General features: G+C 56.7%; 15 protein-coding genes. All 15 read left to right on the top strand.

The features are described 5' to 3' along the window. Positions 1-47 precede the first annotated feature (47 nt). From metK to whiA, 15 genes are read left to right on the top strand one after another with little or no spacing between them, the layout of a single operon-like run. Entirely contained in the window at positions 48-1,274 is a 1,227-nt protein-coding gene (gene metK / locus KBP54_RS06200; protein ID WP_070362408.1) for a methionine adenosyltransferase, read from the top strand. A gap of 11 nt (positions 1,275-1,285) precedes the next feature. Next, entirely contained in the window at positions 1,286-3,295 is a 2,010-nt protein-coding gene (locus tag KBP54_RS06195; RefSeq protein ID WP_256005033.1) for a primosomal protein N', read from the top strand. Positions 3,296-3,337: 42 nt separating this feature from the next. Then, the gene (gene def / locus KBP54_RS06190; protein ID WP_070477062.1) at positions 3,338-3,838 is read left to right on the top strand and encodes a peptide deformylase; all 501 of its coding nucleotides are present in this window, start codon (positions 3,338-3,340) and stop codon (positions 3,836-3,838) included. Beyond that, positions 3,838-4,770, top strand: a complete 933-nt coding sequence (gene fmt, locus KBP54_RS06185) for a methionyl-tRNA formyltransferase (RefSeq protein WP_256005032.1) — start codon at positions 3,838-3,840, stop codon at positions 4,768-4,770. Before def ends, fmt begins: the two co-directional genes overlap by 1 nt. After that, positions 4,767-6,221, top strand: a complete 1,455-nt coding sequence (locus KBP54_RS06180; RefSeq protein ID WP_070362412.1) for an RsmB/NOP family class I SAM-dependent RNA methyltransferase — start codon at positions 4,767-4,769, stop codon at positions 6,219-6,221. The genes fmt and KBP54_RS06180 overlap by 4 nt, the downstream gene beginning before the upstream one ends. 4 nt (positions 6,222-6,225) lie before the next feature. Then, entirely contained in the window at positions 6,226-6,891 is a 666-nt protein-coding gene (gene rpe, locus KBP54_RS06175; protein ID WP_070362413.1) for a ribulose-phosphate 3-epimerase, read from the top strand. Continuing rightward, positions 6,891-7,853, top strand: coding sequence for a bifunctional diaminohydroxyphosphoribosylaminopyrimidine deaminase/5-amino-6-(5-phosphoribosylamino)uracil reductase RibD (ribD, locus tag KBP54_RS06170; RefSeq protein ID WP_143000882.1), 963 nt, complete (start codon positions 6,891-6,893; stop codon positions 7,851-7,853). The genes rpe and ribD overlap by 1 nt, the downstream gene beginning before the upstream one ends. After that, a complete protein-coding gene (locus KBP54_RS06165; RefSeq protein WP_070362415.1) occupies positions 7,853-8,440 on the top strand; it encodes a riboflavin synthase in 588 nt (195 codons plus the stop codon). The genes ribD and KBP54_RS06165 overlap by 1 nt, the downstream gene beginning before the upstream one ends. Positions 8,441-8,451: 11 nt before the next feature. Next, on the top strand, positions 8,452-9,720 hold the full coding sequence (locus tag KBP54_RS06160) for a bifunctional 3,4-dihydroxy-2-butanone-4-phosphate synthase/GTP cyclohydrolase II (RefSeq protein ID WP_070363512.1): 1,269 nt from the start codon (positions 8,452-8,454) through the stop codon (positions 9,718-9,720). Further along, positions 9,721-10,209: a 6,7-dimethyl-8-ribityllumazine synthase gene (ribH, locus tag KBP54_RS06155; RefSeq protein WP_070362416.1), complete on the top strand. Its 489-nt coding sequence runs from the start codon at positions 9,721-9,723 to the stop codon at positions 10,207-10,209. Between the two features lie 45 nt (positions 10,210-10,254). Beyond that, the gene (locus KBP54_RS06150; RefSeq protein ID WP_070362417.1) at positions 10,255-10,788 is read left to right on the top strand and encodes a PH domain-containing protein; all 534 of its coding nucleotides are present in this window, start codon (positions 10,255-10,257) and stop codon (positions 10,786-10,788) included. A 15-nt stretch (positions 10,789-10,803) separates the two neighbouring features. Continuing rightward, positions 10,804-12,879, top strand: coding sequence for an excinuclease ABC subunit UvrC (gene uvrC, locus KBP54_RS06145; protein WP_070362418.1), 2,076 nt, complete (start codon positions 10,804-10,806; stop codon positions 12,877-12,879). A gap of 13 nt (positions 12,880-12,892) precedes the next feature. After that, the gene (gene rapZ / locus KBP54_RS06140; protein WP_070477070.1) at positions 12,893-13,783 is read left to right on the top strand and encodes an RNase adapter RapZ; all 891 of its coding nucleotides are present in this window, start codon (positions 12,893-12,895) and stop codon (positions 13,781-13,783) included. Positions 13,784-13,820: 37 nt separating this feature from the next. Further along, on the top strand, positions 13,821-14,789 hold the full coding sequence (locus tag KBP54_RS06135; RefSeq protein WP_070477072.1) for a gluconeogenesis factor YvcK family protein: 969 nt from the start codon (positions 13,821-13,823) through the stop codon (positions 14,787-14,789). A 47-nt stretch (positions 14,790-14,836) separates the two neighbouring features. Then, entirely contained in the window at positions 14,837-15,811 is a 975-nt protein-coding gene (gene whiA / locus KBP54_RS06130; protein WP_070362421.1) for a DNA-binding protein WhiA, read from the top strand. Positions 15,812-15,956 lie beyond the last annotated feature (145 nt).

Genomic DNA, 15,956 nt, shown 5'->3' with positions numbered 1-15,956 from the left:
TCGCTGGCCATTCTCTGTAGGAACGAAAGAGCAAAAGGAAGACCGCTTTGTCTACACGTGATACTGGTACGTACTACCGTTTATTCACCAGTGAATCGGTGACTGAAGGTCACCCCGATAAAATCTGCGACGCAATTTCGGACGCGATTTTGGACGACATGCTCAAGCAGGATCCGTCCTCGCGTGTCGCTGTAGAAACCTTAGTGACGACCGGTCAGGTGCACGTGGTGGGTGAGGTACAAACCGAGGCTTACTCAAACATCGCCAAGATTGTCCGCGACAAGTTGGTCGGAATCGGGTTTTCTTCGTCGGAGGTGGGCTTTGATGGCCGTACGTGTGGAGTGAACATCGCCATCGGCGATCAGTCTGCTGAAATTTCGGACGGCGTTAGTTTTTCTCAGGAGTCGCGCGAGAACGACACCATCGAAGCGCTCAACCAGACAGGTGCTGGTGATCAGGGGCTGATGTTTGGTTACGCTACGAATGAAACCGAAGAGTACATGCCGCTACCAATTGCGCTTGCGCACCGACTTGCGCGACGCTTGACCGAGGTGAGAAAGATGGGCACCGTCGTGGGCTTGCGCCCGGACGGTAAGACTCAGGTGACGTTCGCTTACGACGGCGACACCCCAGTGGCACTGGATACCGTGGTTATTTCCACGCAACACGACCCGGACTTCGTCGGAGAGGAACTCGAGAACGCGCTCCGTACCCATGTGCTCGAGTGGGTAATCGCTGACGCTGGGTTAGAGGAGTTCTACACGGATGACACCAAGCTGCTGATTAATCCCTCGGGTTCGTTTGTGCTTGGGGGCCCGATGGGAGACGCCGGGTTGACTGGGCGAAAGATCATCGTAGACACATATGGTGGCATGGCACGGCACGGCGGTGGTGCGTTTTCCGGCAAGGATCCATCAAAGGTTGACCGCTCTGCTGCGTACGCAACTCGTTGGGTTGCCAAGAATATTTGTGCAGCTGGTTTAGCAGACCGCGTCGAGGTGCAGGTAGCGTACGCGATTGGGCGAGCAACCCCGGTTGGCCTCTACGTTGAGACGTTTGGCACCGCAGCTGAAGGACAGACGAACGAGTCAATTCAGCAGGCTGTGGAGAAGGTCTTTGACCTTCGTCCGGCTGCAATCATCAAAGAACTTGACTTGCTTCGCCCAATTTATGCCCAAACGGCTGCGTACGGTCACTTTGGACGCACGGATGTCGACTTGCCGTGGGAGCGTTTGGACAAGGTAGATGACCTGCGCGCTGCAGCAGGGGTATAAGGCACGGCTGAATGTCGAAGCAGCCCGCAACCTTCCTTCCTGTCGCCAAGGTGCTACCCCAGCTTGGGTTGGCACATCTAGACCGCACCTTTGACTACTACGTAGCTGAGGAGCAGTCAGAAGATGCGCAGCCGGGAACGCGGGTGCGGGTGCGGTTCGCTGGTCGACTTGTTGATGGGTTGATTCTTGGCCGGACGGAGGCCCCTGAGCATGTAGGTAACTTGCGGTTCCTCGAGCGCGTGATTTCATCGGAGGTCGTCGCTCCAATCCAGTTACGCCAGCTTGTCGACGCACTCGCTGAGCGCTATGCCGGCGTCAGGTCTGATATCTATCGCTCAGCGATCCCTCCTCGGCATAAGAAAGCTGAAGAGACAGACACTTCTACACCTTGGGCGGAGCTTGGTGCGGCCACCGAGCCAGATCTTTCGGGATGGAGTACATATCAATACGGTGAATCATTCGTCGATGCTGTGCTTGCCAGAAAGCTAGTGCGAGCAGCGTGGCAGGTTGCACCAGGTGCTCCGTGGGCAGGTCCTGTTGCTGCTTTGGCTGCAAAAGTCGCGCTTGACGGTGGCGGAGCACTCATCGTCGTACCGGACCAGCGAGATGTAGATAGCCTCGAAGCACAGTTGAAGAAGGTGGTCGGGCCTCGGCAGATAAGCACGCTCACTTCTGCACAGGGTCCGCAGGCAAGGTATTCACGATATCTTTCGGCATTGCATGGGCAGGCCCGAATCGTGGTGGGGACTCGCTCTGCCGCGTTTGCGCCGGTACAGGATCTTCGACTGCTTGTGCTCATGGATGACGGCAACGACAATCTTGTTGATCCGCGTGAGCCGTATGTGCATGCTCGCGAGGTCTTGACGACGCGCTCCGCGCTTGAGCACGTCCCTTTAATCATCGGTGGTGTCGCAAGAACTGCAGAAACCCAAATGCTGGTCGAATCGGGTTGGATGCATGGGTTGGAGGCGTCGAAAGGCACGATTCGAGAGCGGATGCCGCGGATCTATGCAGCGGGGGATTCCGACATCGCACTAGAACGTGACCCACGTGCAAGGCAAGCAAGGCTTCCTTCTGCGGCGTTCCAAGCAGCAAAGCGGGCTCTTGAGCGTAATCGCCCGGTGCTGTTTCAGGTGCCTCGTGCTGGATACATTCGTGCGCTGGCTTGCGGTGGTTGCCGCACTCCGTCGCGGTGTCGTGCGTGCAATGGACCGCTCGAGTTGCCACAAAGTGGGGATGCCTCCGCACCAACCTGCCGGTGGTGTGGCCGCATAGATCCGTCTTATAGTTGTGTTGCATGTGGTTCGCGAAAGCTGCGCGCAGTGGTATTGGGCACAGACCGGACGGCAGAGGAGCTTGGCCGAGCATTTCCTCATGTTCGTGTGCGGAACTCCTCGGGCGAGAAGGTACTCGCTGAGGTTGAGCCTCAGGCACAGCTTGTTGTAGCCACGCCCGGCGCGGAACCCGTAGTGGAAGGCGGGTACGGAGCAGCGGTGCTGATGGATGCGTGGGCGCTGCTGCAACGTCCAGACTTGCGAGCAGCTGAAGAGACATATTCGAGATGGATAGCGGCTGCAGCGCTGGTTGAGCCCCATGAACGCGGCGGGGAGGTCGTCGTGACCGCTGATCCGGGAATTGCGGTTGTGCAGTTCTTCCTGCGCTGGGATCCGTCCGGCTATGCGGCGCTTGAGCTTGGACATCGAAGAGAGGTTTCGTTTCCGCCAGCTGCTCACGTAGCAGTGGTGGACGCACCACGTGTCGCTTTGGAAGATTTTTTCGCACATACGACGCTTCCTTTAGCTGCTGAGTTATTGGGGCCTGTCGACTTACCGAGCGGGGTCTCATTACCTGGCACTTGGGACGAGCAGCAGTTCGGCCCTGCGCAGCGCATGCTGGTGAGGTGCGCAGTGCAAGAACGGAATGAGCTAGGTCGTGCTTTACGGGCTGGAGTGATCAGTAGAGCGACGCGCAAGCAGGATTTACCGCTGCGGGTGCAGGTTGACCCTCTGCATATTGGATAGTGTTGCGCCCGTGGAGCCGAGAGGTGGGTAGACTATCGATCCATGACAGTTCGCAGGCTTCGATTGCTCGGGGATCCTGTGCTCAATGAAGTAGCTCAAGAGGTTACTGAGTTTGGCGCTCGGATTCGCACGCTGGTCAATGACATGTTCGACACAATGGATAACGCAGGTGGTGTTGGCTTGGCTGCAAATCAGATTGGCCACAGCCAGAGGGTGTTCGTCTTCGATTGCCAGGGGCTTCGGGGACACATTGTGAACCCGTCGTGGTCGCCGCTTTCTGGGGATAGTCAGCTGGGTACTGAAGGGTGTCTGTCCATTCCCGGTGTTAGGGCCGATGTGGAGCGATATCGCTCCGTAGTCTGCAACGGTGTCGACGCAGAGGGACATCCGTTGTCGATTCTGGGAACAGGACTCCTCGCGCGGTGCATTCAGCACGAGACTGACCACCTTGACGGCGTTGTGTTCTTGGAGCGTCTGTCTGCGGAAGAAAAGAAACAAGCTATGTCACAAGTTCGAACATCAACGTGGTGGAAGGAACGGTAATGCGTATTGTGTTTGCTGGGACGCCAGAACCTGCAGTCGTGGCGCTGGAGGCGTTGCTTCATTCAGAGCATGAAGTAGTTGCGGTGCTCACGCGCCCTGACGCGCCGAAGGGGAGGGGGCGGACGCTTCACCCGTCGCCCGTTAAGAAAGTTGCGCTTGAGCATGGCATTGAAGTACTTGAGCCGAAGACATTGCGTGGTAATGCAGAAATCGTCGAACGTCTACGTGCGATTGCTCCAGATGCGATTCCCGTCGTAGCGTACGGCAACCTTGTTCCGCCTGAGCTGCTCGACTTGCCTCAGCACGGGTGGGTGAACCTCCACTTCTCGCTTTTGCCTGAGCTCCGGGGAGCGGCTCCAGTCCAGGCTGCAATCTTGTCGGGATTGACGACGACCGGTGCCACGACATTCCGCATCGATGAGGGACTCGATACAGGTCCAGTTCTGGCTACGTTTGAGGAAGCGATTTTGCCTACCGATACCGCGGACGATCTCTTGACCAGGCTTGCGTACAAGGGTGCTGACTTGCTTGTTGCCACGATGGATGGTCTCGCCAGTGGCAGCATAGTACCGGAACCCCAGCCCATGGATGGCACGTATGCCCCGAAAATTCAGAGCAAGGATGCTCGGATTCAGTGGGATTGTGACGCCGAAGTAGTTGATCGTACGATCCGCGCATACACGCCAGGACCTGGTGCGTGGACAATGCTCGGTGAGCAGCGTGTCAAAATCGGGCCGGTGTCGATTGGTGACTCGGATACGCTTGGCGCGGGCGAAGTGGCCGTCGAAAAGAATCGGGTGCGAGTTGGGACTGGGACAGTCGATGTGATCTTGCAAGAGATACAACCGCCTGGGAAGAAGCGTATGGCTGCAGATGCGTGGGGGCGCGGGCTCGCAACCGAGACTATTGAGGCAGGGGTGAAGTTTGTATGAGCGGAGGGTTCCGATCCCGGTCTGCGGGGCGTCGTAAGCCTGCCGCGGTAAGCAAGAAGACGGCGAAGGTTGCGCAAAAGCGAACCAACCAGCAAGCGCCAAAGGTTGATATTGGTGACCCTGCTCGTGAGGCAGCGTGGTCGACGCTGATGCGCGTCGACATAGACGGGGCGTTCGCGAACTTGGTCTTGCCAGGAATACTCCGTGAACACAAGGTGCGCGGCAAGGATGCTGCATTTGCCACGGAGCTGACGTATGGAGCACTGCGATCGCTCGGAGTGATTGATGCAGTTCTTCAGGAGTGCTCGAGCCGCGCTATTGCTGATCTCGATGCTGAGGTACGCGCAGCTCTGCGATTAGGCGCTTACCAGTTGCTGTACACCAGAGTCGGGCAGCATGCCGCGGTTGATACTTCTGTGCGCTTGGTTATCGGCGCTGGGAAACAGGGCGCGAAAGGTTTTGTTAATGCGGTGCTGCGAACGATGAGTCGGCAACCCTCGAAGCACTGGATAGACACCTGCAAGCCCAATGAGCCACTGGAGCGCATCGCGTTCGAGCACGCGCATCCTGTTTGGATTGCTCGTTCTTTTGCAACGGCGTTAGGGGTTGAAGCAGATGATCCGGAGCTGGCCGAGGCCCTCGAAGCTGACTCGGAGCGTCCCATCGTGCATCTTGTCGCACGGCCCGGCGAGATCTCCGCGGAGGAGTTGGCACTCATCACTGGTGGCGACATTGGCAAGTACTCCCCGTATGCCGTGTATTTGCCTGAGGGGAACCCAGGTGAGCTGCAGCCGGTACGTGATGGTTTCGCAGCGGTACAAGACGAAGGCTCTCAGTTGATAGCACGGGCACTTGTCCAAGCGACCGTCGCTGACGACCAGGGACGCTGGTTGGACCTCTGCGCAGGCCCGGGTGGCAAGGCTGCATTCATCGGTTCCTTGGCGGCAATTGATGGTGCACGCGTTGATGCAGTCGAGGTTGCGCCTCACCGTGCGGAGCTTGTGCAGAAGGCGACGAAAGGTTTGCCGGTCAGTGTTCGCACAGGGGACGCGACAACCATTGAGCTCGAGTCTGGATACGACCGAGTGCTTGTCGACGCCCCCTGTTCCGGCCTCGGATCGTTGAGGCGTCGGCCTGAAGCACGCTGGACGAAGCACGAGTCAGATATCGCTTCGCTCACCCAGCTACAGCTCAAGCTGCTCAACACAGCCATTACTGCGACAAAACCTGGTGGCGTAATCGTGTACTCGACATGTTCGCCAGATATTCGGGAGACCAGAGGCATCGTTGACGCTGTGCTGGCCACAGGCGAAGTCGAGGAGTGCGACGCACAGCAACTTGTTGCGCCAATGGAAAACGTCGGTCCACATCGTAGTGTGCAGATGTGGCCACACCGCCACGGAACTGACGCAATGTTCTTCGCAGTTCTTCGCAAGAAAACACTAGGGTAGAGGCATGATTTATATTGCGCCGTCCATCCTCGCCGCGAACTATGCAGCTCTCGGCGAAGATGTTGAGAAAGTTCCGAACGCCGACATGCTCCACGTAGACATCATGGACGGTCATTTTGTGCCGAACCTTTCTTTTGGTCCGGATGTGACCAAAGCAGTCAACGGGGTGACCGACCAGTTTCTCGACATGCACCTCATGATCGAGGAACCTGAGCAGTGGTTCGAGACCTATGCCAACGCTGGTGGTGATCGAATGATTTTCCACGTCGAGGCAACGAATGACCACGTCGCTGCTGCGAAGCAGTGCCGTGAATTAGGCGTGCAGGCGGGATTTGCTATTAAACCGGGCACACCAATCGAGCCATACCTCGACGATCTTGAGCATTTCGAGGAAGTGCTCGTGATGAGTGTGGAGCCCGGTTTTGGCGGACAGAAGTTCATGCCGGAAGTGCTCTCGAAGGTGTTTACCCTGCGTGACCACATTCGCGCTGCTGGCTTGTCCACGGTAATTGGGATCGATGGTGGCATCGCCAACTCCACAATTGCTCAGGCGGCCGAGGCCGGTGTGGACGCCTTCGTGGCTGGATCCGCAGTATTCGGCGCAGATAATCCCGCTGAAGCAGTAGATACGCTGCGTCGGATGGCAAAGGAAGCGGCTGGCGTCGCGTGATCGAAGCAGCTATCGCAGCAGGGGATGCAGTCCGCGGGACTACGAGTCCCAATCCACCAGTTGGATGTGCGTTGTATAGCCCAGACGGAGTTCTAGTCGCTACCGGTGCGACGGCCCCCGTCGGCGGGCCACATGCGGAGGTTCAAGCACTTCGTAAGGCAGGAGCTCGTGCAGAAGGCGCTACAGCCGTTGTCACGTTGGAGCCGTGTAACCACACTGGACGAACTGGCCCGTGCACAGAGGCACTGATTTCTGCGGGTGTTGCCAAGGTTGTGTATCTCACGGCTGACCCGAATCCTCTCGCTACAGGCGGTGCTCAGCGGCTTGAAGCCGCGGGTATCGACGTCCGCTTCGAGCCTTACCGCGTTGAAGCCCTTCAGCCTTGGATTTCCTCCATACGCCACAATCGGGTCAGCGTGACCGCGAAGTTTGCGATGACGTTGGATGGGTTCACCGCAGCGATTGACGGCTCCAGCAAGTGGATTACCGGACCTGAGGCGCGCCAGTTCGTGCACCGTGACCGCGCTCAACGCGACGCCATCATCGTTGGGACCGGAACCGCGATCACTGACAATCCTTCGCTCACCGCGCGTAGACCGGATGGAAGCCTGTATCCGCACCAGCCTCGCCGCGTTGTAATCGGCACGAGAGAAGTGCCCGAAGGAAACTTACGCGAGCTAGGCTTTTTGCAGTATCCGACCCCTGAGGCAGCATGCGCAGAACTTTGGGAACTTGGCTGCCGTGACGTACTTGTTGAGGGTGGAGCGAATCTCCTCAGCAGCTTCTTTACCCGCGGTGTTGTCGACCGGGTGCAAGCATATATTGCGCCAAAACTGCTAGGCCAAGGTCGCTCGGTGCTGGACGCTGCACTGGCGCGTACGATAGGCGACGCATTCGAATTTAAGATCTGCGACGTGCACCAACTTGGCGAGGACGTATTGATAGAAATGGAGACTGCATAGTGTTTACAGGACTGGTTGAGGAAGTTGGTTCGGTGGCGTCAATCGAGCCACTCGACGACGCAGTTCGGATCCGTATCGGCGCAGAGACCGTACTTGCAGGAGTGGAACTTGGAGACTCGATTGCTGTCGACGGGGTGTGTCTCACAGTAGTTGAGGCCACAGAAAATTCTTTTACTGCAGACGTCATGCTTGAAACTTTGCGTCGTTCCCGTATCGGTGAATACAAGGAAGCAACCCTGGTCAATCTTGAGCGCGCACTAGCAGTGGGAGACCGACTTGGTGGTCACATTGTGCAGGGGCACGTCGATGCAGTGGCGACACTTCAACATCGCTCGCCTGGTGAGCACTGGGACGTACTGCGGTTTTCGCTCCCTGAAAAAGTACGAAAGTACGTGGTGGAAAAGGGCTCTATCACGATCAGCGGGATCTCGTTGACCGTCTCTGCAGTAGGAGATGGTTGGTTTGAAGTCTCGCTCATCCCTGCGACCCTACAGGCGACGACCGCAGGTTCATGGAAATCAGGCGATTCGGTCAACATCGAAGTCGATATCATTGCCAAATACGTTGAGAACATGGTGAGGCACTAACATTGGGTTCCATGAATGCTCCTCAGGACTCCGTTGGACGTAATTCGCAGCTAGACACCGTCGAAGATGCAGTAGCAGCTATTGCTCGCGGTGAAGCAGTCGTTGTTGTTGACAACGAGGATAGGGAGAACGAGGGGGACCTCATCTTCGCCGCCGAGTTCGCAACCCCAGAGCTCGTAGCGTTTATGGTGCGATACACCTCCGGATACATTTGCGTCCCGCTCGAGGACGAGCGCGCAGATGAACTGCAGTTGCCACCGATGGTGGCGCACAACGAAGATGCACGAGGTACCGCCTATACGGTCACTGTCGATGCAGCGACAGGATCGACAGGTATTTCCGCAACATCGAGAGCTGAGACTATTCGACGCCTCGTCGATACGAAGTACGGGCCGCACGACTTCACTCGTCCGGGCCATATCGTGCCTCTGCGCGCACGCAAGGGAGGGGTGCTCACGCGGGATGGACATACCGAGGCCTCAATCGATCTCGCGCGCTTGGCAGGACTTACTCCGTGCGGTGTGCTCTGCGAAATTGTGTCCGAGGAGGATCCGACGGATATGGCGCGGTTTGATGAACTGCGCAAGTTCAGCGACCGGCACGGTCTCAAGATGATCTCCATCGAGCAGCTTATTGCGTATCGACGTCGCCACGAGATGTCAGTCGAACGCACGGTAGAAACCACACTTCCAACAGAGTTCGGGACGTTTTCCGCGTACGGCTATCGGAATCGCATTGATGGTTCCGAGCACATAGCGTTGGTGGTTGGGGACGTCGCGAACTGTGACGATGTACTTGTGCGGGTTCACTCCGAGTGCTTAACGGGGGATGCCTTTGCGTCAAAGCGGTGTGACTGTGGTCCGCAGCTCCATGAGTCCATGCGCCGGATTCAGGAAAAGGGTTGTGGTGTGCTCGTGTATGTTCGCGGGCACGAGGGGCGCGGTATCGGACTCCTCGCCAAGCTCGAGGCCTATCGCCTGCAAGACCAGGGCCTTGACACCGTTGATGCCAACCTTGAGCAGGGGCTGCCCGTCGATGCCCGAGAGTATTCGGTTGCCGGACAGATTTTGAAAGACCTTGGTATCATTTCGTTTACACTGTTATCCAATAATCCGGAAAAGGTGGAAGCGCTCAGCGGCTTCGGTCCGATCGTGAAAGAGCGGGCTCGAATCGAAATTGTGCCTACTCACGAGAACATCCGGTATTTACAAACCAAGCAGTTGCGCATGGGGCATGATCTCCCGTTGGCTGCTTCGTGGACTGAGCAGGAGGACGATTAGATGGCAAGTGTCGGTGCACCTGATGCGCAGACGATAAGTGGCGAGGGCTATACAGTCGCCATTGTTTCGACACTGTGGAACCAGAAAATCGTGGAGCGTCTCCGGGACCGGGCGATCTCGACTGCCCGAGAAATGGGTGCTAAGTATGCGGAATTTACCGTCGCTGGCGCGTTAGAATTGCCGGTTGTGGTGCAGGCCTGTGCTCAGCGTTACGACGCTGTCGTAGCGCTAGGGTGCGTAATTCGAGGTGAGACGGCGCACTTTGAGTACGTTTGTGACTCGGTGACCGCAGGGTTGACCCGCATCGCACTCGACGAATCAACGCCCGTCGGAAACGGAGTACTCACCGTCGAAGAAGAAGACCAGGCCTACGAGCGTGCTGGTGGAGAGGACGCGAAGGAAGACAAGGGCGCGGAAGCCGTGCAGGCAGCAATCGGTGCCCTCATCGAGCTTGAAAAAGTCCGAGCGACCCCGAAGAAACATTCATAACTGAAAGAACGTAGCGTGTGCTACGGCAGCGAGGAGTAAAGAGTAGTGAGCGAAGAACAGTCGGTTGCACGCAAGATTGATGAAGCGGAGCTTGCATACCTCAACGCACTAGACCCACACGCTTCGATCTCGACTAAGCCGTGGGAGCTGACGATTCGGTCCCCATTTCTGAAGAAAGTCGCAGCTGTATGCATTCTTGTGCTGATGGCCGTGCACATCTTCATGGCCGCCGTCGTTGACGTGGAATTTTCGGGCCTCACAATTACGTGGCTCGACAAGTTTGCTTTCGTTGGAGTCGGTATCATCCTCTCGATTCTGACCTGGCTCGTGTTGACGCGGCCGTGCGTCCAGGTCAATGAGGATGGTGTCGAGGTAGCCAACATTATCGGGACGCGATTTTACCCCTGGCTAGTTATCTATGGGCTTTCGTTCCCAAAGGGCGCCCGAATGGCCAGGCTAGAGCTTCCAGACTTTGAATACGTTCCACTGTGGGCGATTCAGGCTGCAGATAAAGAGCTAGCGTTGCATGCAGTTGCGGAGTTCCGCGAGCTCGAAGCTAAGTACATGCCGTCAGAATAGGGAGCGCGGAGCGTTTTGGCTGATCCCACTTCCTACCGTCCGGCTCCAGGGACGATCCCCACCGACCCAGGTGTTTATAAGTTTCGCGACCCTCATGGTCGCGTCGTCTACGTCGGTAAGGCGAAGAACCTGCGAGCTCGACTCAGCAACTATTTCCAGCCACCGGCGCAGCTCCATCCGCGAACGCGCCAGATGGTATTTACCGCCAGCTCCGTGGAGTGGACGGTTGTAGCGAGCGAAGTTGAGGCGCTGCAGCTTGAGTACACGTGGATCAAGAAATTCGATCCCTGGTTCAACGTCATGTACCGGGATGACAAGACGTATCCCATGCTCGCTGTGAGCGTGAAAGAGCGCTACCCCCGGGCATTCTTCTACCGGGGGCCGAAACGAAAAGGTGTCCGCTACTTTGGGCCGTTCTCGCACGCGTGGGCCGTACGCGAAACGCTTGATCTATTGACGAGAGTGTTTCCGATTCGTACCTGTTCGAACGGTGTGTTTAATCGACATGAGTCGCTCGGGAGACCATGCCTGTTGGGCTACATCGATAAGTGTTCGGCACCGTGCGTACAACGTGTTGATCAACAGGAATATGACGAGATTGTTGCCGGGTTCCTCTCGTTTATGGGCGGACGAACAGAGCACGTTGTCAGATCCCTCAAGCAGCAAATGGCTACTGCGGCAGAAGAACTCGAGTTTGAAAAGGCAGCGCGTCTTCGCGATGACCTTGGCGCACTGGACAAAGTGATGGAGCGCCAAGCCGTAGTGCTCAGCAGCGATACGGATGCTGACATCATTGCTATCGACAGCGATGAGCTGGAAGCAGCTGTGCAAATCTTTAACGTTCGTGGTGGTCGCATTCGTGCCCAGCGAGGCTGGGTCGTTGAGAAGACCGGCGACGAACCCGGCAGTTTGGACCGGTTAGAAGAGGGGGAAAAGGACCCTGCAGTTCCCACACTGATGCAGGACTTTCTGGTTCAGTACTACTCAGATGCCGTTGAGCGTGACGCCCAGGAGCGAAAAGAAGACCTACAGATTACAGAGCAATTCCGACGAAGGGGCGTCGATAAGCAATCGCATCGCGAAGCGGTGCCGAGTATTCCGGTGCCGCGTGAAATCCTTGTTGCGGAACTTCCAGAAGAGTTGGCCGACGTCTCTACGCTATTGACACAGCTTCGAGGTGCGCAGGTTGACATCCGCGTGCCGCAACGTGGCGACAAAGCAGCGTTGCTGGAGACAGTCCACCGCAATGCCGCTGAAGCACTCCATCAGCACAAGCTGAAACGCGTAGGCGATCTCACTGCCCGTTCACAGGCATTGCAGGATATTCAGTCGGCGCTTGGCATGGATGAAGCTCCGTTACGAATTGAGTGCACCGACATTTCTCATATTCAGGGCACAGACGTTGTGGCGTCGCTGGTTGTGTTTGAAGATGGTCTGCCGAAGAAGAACGATTACCGGCGATACCAAATTAAAGAAGCAGCCGGCGATGGGCGCTCCGATGATGTTGGATCGATAGCTGAGGTCACTCGACGGAGGTTTAAGCGCTACCACGAGGACAAACTCGCCAATCCCGACGAAGAAGTAAGCAAGATGATGTTTGCGGAGGAGGCGAGTGAGGTCGCTTCCACCGGCAATCAACGATTTGCCTATCCACCACAATTGTTTATCGTCGACGGCGGAAAACCACAGGTAAACGCAGCGCAGGCGGTATTTGATGAGCTTGGTATCGTGGATGTGCAGCTCATCGGGCTGGCAAAGCGACTGGAAGAAATCTGGGTTGCCGATGACGATGAACCAATCATTTTGCCCAGAAACTGCGAGGGTATGTACCTGCTGCAACAGATACGAGACGAGGCTCATCGCTTCGCGATCACCTATCACAGACAGCAGCGTTCGAAACGGATGAGAGCATCAGTACTGGACAACGTACCGGGGCTGGGGCCTGCTCGGAGAAAAGAACTGGTGAAGCATTTCGGCAGTGTCAAACAGATTCGCAAGGCTTCGCTTGAGCAATTGCAGCAGGTAGCGGGGGTCGGGCCGAAGTTGGCAGAGACGATTTTCGAGCACCTACACAAGGACGTCGAAGCCTAGCTAGTATGGGCCTATGACTTCGCCTTTATTACCTGCATCCGAATCTCGTCGCCCTGTGATAATCACCGGGCTTTCTGGTGGTGGTTTGTCGACTGCCGCGAAAGTTTTTGAAGATAAGGGGTACTTCGTTTCCCAGAATCTGCCTCCGCAGCTCATTCTCGATCTTGTCGAGATGTCAACTGCGGACGATTCCCCCGTTGACCATCTCGCTGTAGTCACTGATGTACGTGCCAGGATGTTCAATGGCTCGTTAATGGAGACGATTGAGGCGATTGAGGCAAAAGGCCTATCTCCGTTCATCTTATTTCTCGACGCCCGCGATGAAGTCCTTATCCGCCGATTCGACAGTGTGCGACGTACGCACCCGTTGCAGGGCAATGACACGCTGAAAGAGGGGATCGAACGGGAGCGAAAGGAGATCGCCCCGGTTCGGGAGCGTGCAGATCTCATTATTGATACGACACACCTCTCAGTTCACGACCTGCGTCGGTCGATTGAGGCCTCTGTTGGCGACCTCTCTGCACCGAAACAGCACGTCACCGTGGAGTCGTTTGGGTTTAAACACGGGACCCCTCGTGATGCGGATTTAGTGTTGGACGTACGGTTTTTGCCAAATCCGTTTTGGATCCCCGAGCTTCGGGAGTTTCGAGGTATCGATGCACCAGTCGCAGACTATGTTCTGTCGCAGCCTGGAGCGAAGGCATTCGTCGATAACTTCTTGACAATGCTGAAGGATATGCTCAAGGGCTACCGTCATGAAGGTAAGGACTTTATCACTGTTGGGATCGGCTGCACTGGCGGGCACCACCGGTCAGTCGCAATTTCGGAGGAGATTGTACGCAGGCTTCGAGAGTCCGATGACGTGGACGTCAACGTCTTGCACCGTGACTTGGAACGCAACTAGCTGCTCTTTATCGTTGGAAAGAAGCACTGATTAAATTATGGGACCTGCATTTACTTGCCTTGGGGGAGGGCACGGTTTATACCAAACACTATTGGCGGCGCGGGCGGCTGAGGCTCGAGCCATCCACGCCGTGGTAACAGTTGCTGACGACGGAGGCTCATCCGGTCGGCTACGCCGTGAGATGGATATCATTCCGCCTGGTGACCTGCGGATGGCGCTCTCAGCCCTGACCGCGGATGACGAAGATGGCGCTCTGTGGAGAGATACATTACAACACCGATTTGGCGGAAATGGAGCGATGGCAGGGCACGCAGTTGGCAATCTGCTCCTTGCCGGACTAAGCGAGGAACTCGGCGATATTCAGCAAGCGTTGGACGTCATCGGCTCATGGACAGGCGCACAGGGCAGGGTTGTTCCTATGAGTCCTATGCCTCTCGACATTGAGGCCGATGTCGCGGGGTTAGACGACGACCCCCGTGTTTTGCGTTCTGTTCGCGGTCAAGTTGCCGTTGCCACCACACCCGGAACTGTGCGACGCGTCCGCCTTTTGCCCCACAATCCTCCCGCAACCGACGAAGCAGTGCAGGCGATCATGGACGCAGAAGTGGTGACAATCGGGCCTGGATCGTGGTTTTCGTCGGTGATTCCGCATCTACTCGTTCCGGACATTGTCCGCGCGTTGAATGAGACGTCCGCGTTGGTAGTTGTAGTGCTGAATCTTTCTCCGGAGGCAGGAGAGACACCGGGATTTAGCACGGAACGCCATATTCATGTCTTCGAGCAGCACGCTCCGAACCTGCATGTTGATGTGTTCCTGGCTGATAACTCAATTAGCCCGACGGAGGGCGAACGCGTTCATCTTGGGCGCGCCGCGGATCGAGTTGGTGCAACTGTACTGTTCCGAGATATTCATGAAGTTGATGATCAGCACCGCAACACAAACCGGCATGATCCACGCAAGCTTGCACATGAGCTGCTATCTCTCGTTCGTGATTTTCACGCATAACGTGCGCTACACTAATCCACCGATGTTTTTGTAGAAAGGATCACTCGGTGTCGCTGACCGCCAAAACCAAAGAAGAGCTGCTTCGAACTCCAATAGGAGCGAAGTCTGCCGCGGCCGCCGAGGCATCCGCGTTAGTTCGGTTTGCAGGAAAACTTGACGCCTCAATCCACGGGGTAACTATGATTGCGGATTTCGCGGAAGAGGCGGTGGCACGTCGCTTAATCCTGATTCTTGAAACTCTTTTCATGAGCTCACCAAAGTTCGCCGTGGTTTCACCTGGCTCGGCGACAAAGGAAACGAAATACGAAGTACGTCTAGATACTGGTGTTGAAGCGCTGTATCGGCGTCTAAATCTTCGGACGCAGTCTGGTCATCTCGTGGTAGGTATGCCCCCGCAAATCGTTTCGGGAGAAATTGCTGAAGTTGAAGCCGCGTGGCGGGGTGCGTTCCTCGCTAGGGGAGCGCTCACAGAGCCGGGCCGAACTGCCGCTTTAGAGGTCGAGTGCCCATGCGAGGAAGCTGGGCTTGCCCTAGTGGGGTTAGCGCGTCGTCTTGGGTGCCACATCAGAATGCGGGAGACTCGCGGTGTTGAGCGTGTACATGTCCGTGATGCGGAGACGATAGGGGTGCTTCTCAGTCGAATGGGTGCGCCTCTTGCTCGCCTGGAGTGGGACGCAAAACTTCGGGAGAAGCAAGCGCAGATGCGTGGCGGTCAACGGTTGGCAACTTTTGACGACGCCAACACCCGCAGAAGCGTACATGCTGCGACGGTAGCCGCTCAGCGTGTGGAACGTGCGATGGAGATCCTCGGCGACGATGTGCCTGAGCATCTCGCCGAAGCCGGATACCTGCGTGTTGAGCACCGGCAAGCCTCGCTTGAAGAACTTGGCCGGTTGGCTGACCCACAGATGACGAAGGATGCGGTCGCTGGGCGAATTCGTCGGCTGTTGTCCCTTGCTGACAAGCGGGCTGCTGAGCTCGGTATAGCGAACACTCGCGGTAAAGACACGAAGGCAACATAGAGCGTTCTGGGGCGCTCCCAGACCGTCCTGTGTGCAACATCACAATTCCGGGGGATAGCGCACAAGCAGCTTCGCCAGATACGCCCCGCGGGGGTAAAAGAGATTACCTTTGTCGTTGTTTGAGTCGCATTAGGTGTGGCTTTGG

The sequence above is a fragment of the Corynebacterium pseudogenitalium genome (assembly GCF_024453815.1).
Lineage (GTDB): Bacteria > Actinomycetota > Actinomycetes > Mycobacteriales > Mycobacteriaceae > Corynebacterium > Corynebacterium pseudogenitalium.
This window is presented reverse-complemented; position numbering and strand designations above follow the sequence as displayed.